Raw genomic sequence first — 3,582 nt, 5'->3', positions numbered from 1 at the left:
ACCTGATCCCATTCCGAACTCAGAAGTGAAACGCAGCTGCGACGATGGTAGTGTGGCATTCGCCATGCGAGAGTAGTACACCGCCAGGCTCCCAATTCAGTAAATAAGCCCCTCTCGTAAGAGCTGGGGCTTTTTTATTGGCTGTGCAATGTTAGTACTGCGCAGCGCGGATGACTTATCTACATACCCCTCTGAATACCTATGCTAATTTGCTTTAGCGATTTTTCAGCTTTACAATGTGGTCTTGTTTTTGCAATGGTTTTACTATGCATATTCTTCATGATCAACCAGCAGAGCTTTATTCTACTTTTCGTCTGAAAACACGCTTGGCTACTGTAATTGAAGTAAGTTGTTTAGATGATTTAACGCAGCTAAACACTTCTTCTGCACCGCTGGTTTTAGGTGAGGGTAGTAATACCATTTTTCTTGAAGCACAAACCAAATCGATAATACGGTTTGTTGGCGCTACTATTGCTGAGCACTGGATAGATGATGCAAGTTGTTTATTACATATTGAAGCTGGTCATAATTGGCATCAACTGGTTTGGTGGGCAGTTGAACAGCAATTATGGGGTATAGAGAACCTGGCATTAATACCAGGGTCTGTAGGTGCTGCTCCAGTGCAGAATATAGGAGCCTATGGTGTAGAGCTGGCCGATGTCTGCGCCTATGTAGACTTTTATTACTGGCAAACAAATAGTGTACAGCGGTTTACTAGCGATGATTGTCATTTTGGTTACCGGGATAGCGTTTTTAAACATCAGCTTGTCGGTAAGGGTATTATCATAGCTGTAGGTATTAACTTAACAAAAGTTGCTAAGCCAGTTCTGAGTTATCAGGGTTTGGATGACTTGCCAGCAACTGCTAATATTAAAGATATATTCCAACGCGTAATAAGCACCCGTAATAGTAAGTTGCCTGATTATCGTGAATTAGCTAATTGTGGTAGTTTTTTTAAAAACCCGGTAATAAGCACTTTAGACTATAAAAAATTACAGCAAATTTACCCAACAATACCGGGTTACCTACAAAGTACTTCTAAAGTTAAAGTACCCGCCGCCTGGCTTATAGATCAGCAAGGTTTTAAGAGTACCCGAAAAAACGATATTGGTTGTTATATTAAACAACCATTAGTTTTAGTTAATTATGGCTTTGGACAAGCAAAAGATTTGTTAGAACTCGTTGCATTAATTCAATCAAAAGTGAGTAAAGCTTATAATATAATGCTAGAGCCTGAGGTTAGACTGCTCAAAAGTGATGGTCAGCAATATGTCTAAAAGTAGTTTGTTCTGTCAGCGTCAATTATTGCATTACCTTGCTGATGGTCATTTTTATTCAGGCCAGTGGTTAGCAGAACAATTAGGCATTAGCCGTACCGCAGTGGCGAATTATCTTAATGAGCTGAAGCTGCATGGATTGGAGATCTATAGCGTGAAAGGTCGGGGTTATAAACTGGCGCATGCTATTGAATTGCTTGATGCTAACAAAATTAAGAAAATCCAAGCTGCAGGAAGTGCTCAGATCCTGGTGCAACATATTACAGACTCTACTAATTGCCAGCTTTTGCAACGGCTACAAGCCGGACAAGGAATGCACTCAGGTACTGTTATTGTAGCAGAAGCACAAACAGCAGGTCGTGGCAGGCGTGGACGTCTTTGGTATTCACCTTACGGTACAAATTTATACTTTTCTTGTTATTGGCGGCTGGAGCAGGGCGCGCAAGCTGCAATGGGGTTAAGCTTGGTTATTGGCTTAGCGGTTTGTCGATTGCTGCAGCAACGCTATCAGCTTGATGCTAAAGTTAAATGGCCAAACGATATATATATAAATGAAAAAAAACTTGCTGGCATCTTGGTAGAACTTTCTGGGCAGCTTGATGCGGCCTGCGATGTTGTAATAGGTATTGGTTTAAATGTTGGCATGCCAGCGCAAAGCAATGAACATATTGAACAACCTTTTACCGATCTAAGAACGGCGTCAACACAACAGATTGACCGCAATAATTTAATAGTTCAATTGCAGAGTTATCTGGTCTCAATACTGCAAGAATTCAATACGACTGGTTTTTCTCCCTTTATTAGCGAGTTTAATCAACACGATTTATATGCTAATCGCCAAGTATACCTTATGGCTAAAACGCCAATATTTGGAATTTGCCGGGGAGTAGATCATCAGGGTGGTATTATTATTGAAACTACACAATCAACAGAAATTTATTATGGTGGCGAATTAAGTTTACGAGCGGGAGAATAGATGTATTTATTACTGGATATCGGTAATACCCGAGAAAAAGCAGCGTTATTTGATGCAGGGAATATTACTGAATTGCCCCATTTAACCGCGACAATAGTACGTGAATTACCGCTTACTGCGGTTTATTTCGCTTGTGTGGCAAACGACACCAGGCTAACTACATTAAAAGACAACTTGTCATTAGATCATTTACCTTGGCAACAGGTAAATTCTGAAACTCAGGCATTTGGTGTTACCAATTGCTATTTAGAGCCACATTTACTGGGCGTAGATCGCTGGCTGGCTTTGTTAGGTGCTCAACTGTTATTTAGTAATTGTGCCATGATGATTATTGATGCAGGTACAGCATTAACTATTGACTGGATGGATCAAAAAGGTTTACACCAAGGTGGTTGGATCTTGCCTGGTTTGCGCTTACAACAACAAAGTGTAGTGCAGCAAACCGCTAAAGTATTTAATGTAAACGACATGATTGCTGAAATTGTACCAGGTAATGATACTATCGCCTGCTTGCAAAATGGTTGTTTGGCTGCAGTTATTGGTGCTATTCAGCAAGGCTGGCAGTTAAACAAAGCAGAACGAATTATATTAACAGGGGGTGATGCTTTTTATCTACAGAATTACCTTACTGAGTTGCCACTTACTATTGAGCCTTTATTGATATTTCAAGGCCTGGCCCAATATATTGACCACTAATGTACTATTTGCACAGTAATTGAGCGGTTAGGCAAGAAAAACCATTTTTTTTGATTTTACCTGTTGCGCCGCTCCCCCCATTCTACTAGAATTCGCACCCACTGACGTAGTGCCGCTTTAGCTCAGTTGGTAGAGCAACTGACTTGTAATCAGTAGGTCATCCGTTCGACTCGGATAAGCGGCACCATTAGTGGAGGGGTTCCCGAGTGGCCAAAGGGAGCAGACTGTAAATCTGCCGGCACTGCCTTCGAAGGTTCGAATCCTTCTCCCTCCACCATTCAGCAAATAGCTACGAGTAGGCCGCGGGCATCGTATAATGGCTATTACCTCAGCCTTCCAAGCTGAAGACGCGGGTTCGATTCCCGCTGCCCGCTCCAAAAATGTAAATGCTGATATAGCTCAGGCGGTAGAGCGCATCCTTGGTAAGGATGAGGTCCCCAGTTCGATTCTGGGTATCAGCACCATAACGTTTTCCTCTTGTATCTCGCACAAATCAATTTTTTAAATCGCCGTTTTGTTTAATAAGGGTTACTTATGGCTAAGGCTAAATTTGAACGCGTAAAACCGCATGTAAACGTAGGTACTATTGGCCACGTTGACCACGGTAAAACTACACTGACAGCTGCTATCACT

General features: G+C 41.7%; 4 protein-coding genes, 4 tRNA genes and 1 rRNA gene. All 9 read left to right on the top strand.

Annotated elements, in window-relative coordinates; translation table 11 throughout:
- Positions 1-89 (top strand): 5S ribosomal RNA (gene rrf / locus VT06_RS17670); the annotation flags it as partial.
- Positions 90-266: 177 nt separating this feature from the next.
- The gene (murB, locus tag VT06_RS16475) at positions 267-1,277 is read left to right on the top strand and encodes a UDP-N-acetylmuramate dehydrogenase (RefSeq protein WP_046555424.1); all 1,011 of its coding nucleotides are present in this window, start codon (positions 267-269) and stop codon (positions 1,275-1,277) included.
- Positions 1,270-2,253 carry a bifunctional biotin--[acetyl-CoA-carboxylase] ligase/biotin operon repressor BirA gene (gene birA / locus VT06_RS16470; RefSeq protein WP_046555423.1) on the top strand — a complete coding sequence of 328 codons (984 nt, stop codon included), beginning with the start codon at positions 1,270-1,272 and terminating at the stop codon, positions 2,251-2,253. Before murB ends, birA begins: the two co-directional genes overlap by 8 nt.
- Positions 2,254-2,949, top strand: a complete 696-nt coding sequence (locus VT06_RS16465) for a type III pantothenate kinase (RefSeq protein ID WP_046555422.1) — start codon at positions 2,254-2,256, stop codon at positions 2,947-2,949. It begins immediately after the preceding gene.
- A gap of 111 nt (positions 2,950-3,060) precedes the next feature.
- Positions 3,061-3,136: transfer RNA gene (locus VT06_RS16460), tRNA-Thr, on the top strand.
- A gap of 5 nt (positions 3,137-3,141) precedes the next feature.
- Positions 3,142-3,226: transfer RNA gene (locus tag VT06_RS16455), tRNA-Tyr, on the top strand.
- A gap of 25 nt (positions 3,227-3,251) precedes the next feature.
- Positions 3,252-3,326: transfer RNA gene (locus tag VT06_RS16450), tRNA-Gly, on the top strand.
- 11 nt (positions 3,327-3,337) lie between these two features.
- Positions 3,338-3,413: transfer RNA gene (locus VT06_RS16445), tRNA-Thr, on the top strand.
- A gap of 70 nt (positions 3,414-3,483) precedes the next feature.
- A partial coding sequence (locus tag VT06_RS16440) for a GTP-binding protein (protein ID WP_046555319.1) occupies positions 3,484-3,582 on the top strand: 99 nt, incomplete at its 3' end.

The sequence above is a fragment of the Arsukibacterium sp. MJ3 genome (assembly GCF_000987765.1).
Lineage (GTDB): Bacteria > Pseudomonadota > Gammaproteobacteria > Enterobacterales > Alteromonadaceae > Alishewanella.
This window is presented reverse-complemented; position numbering and strand designations above follow the sequence as displayed.

Excerpts from the sequence above, each read along its gene's own strand:
- VT06_RS16465 (WP_046555422.1), top strand. The coding sequence starts at position 2,254 with ATGTATTTATTACTGGATATCGGTAATACCCGAGAAAAAGCAGCGTTA.
- murB (WP_046555424.1), top strand. The coding sequence starts at position 267 with ATGCATATTCTTCATGATCAACCAGCAGAGCTTTATTCTACTTTTCGT.
- birA (WP_046555423.1), top strand. The coding sequence starts at position 1,270 with ATGTCTAAAAGTAGTTTGTTCTGTCAGCGTCAATTATTGCATTACCTT.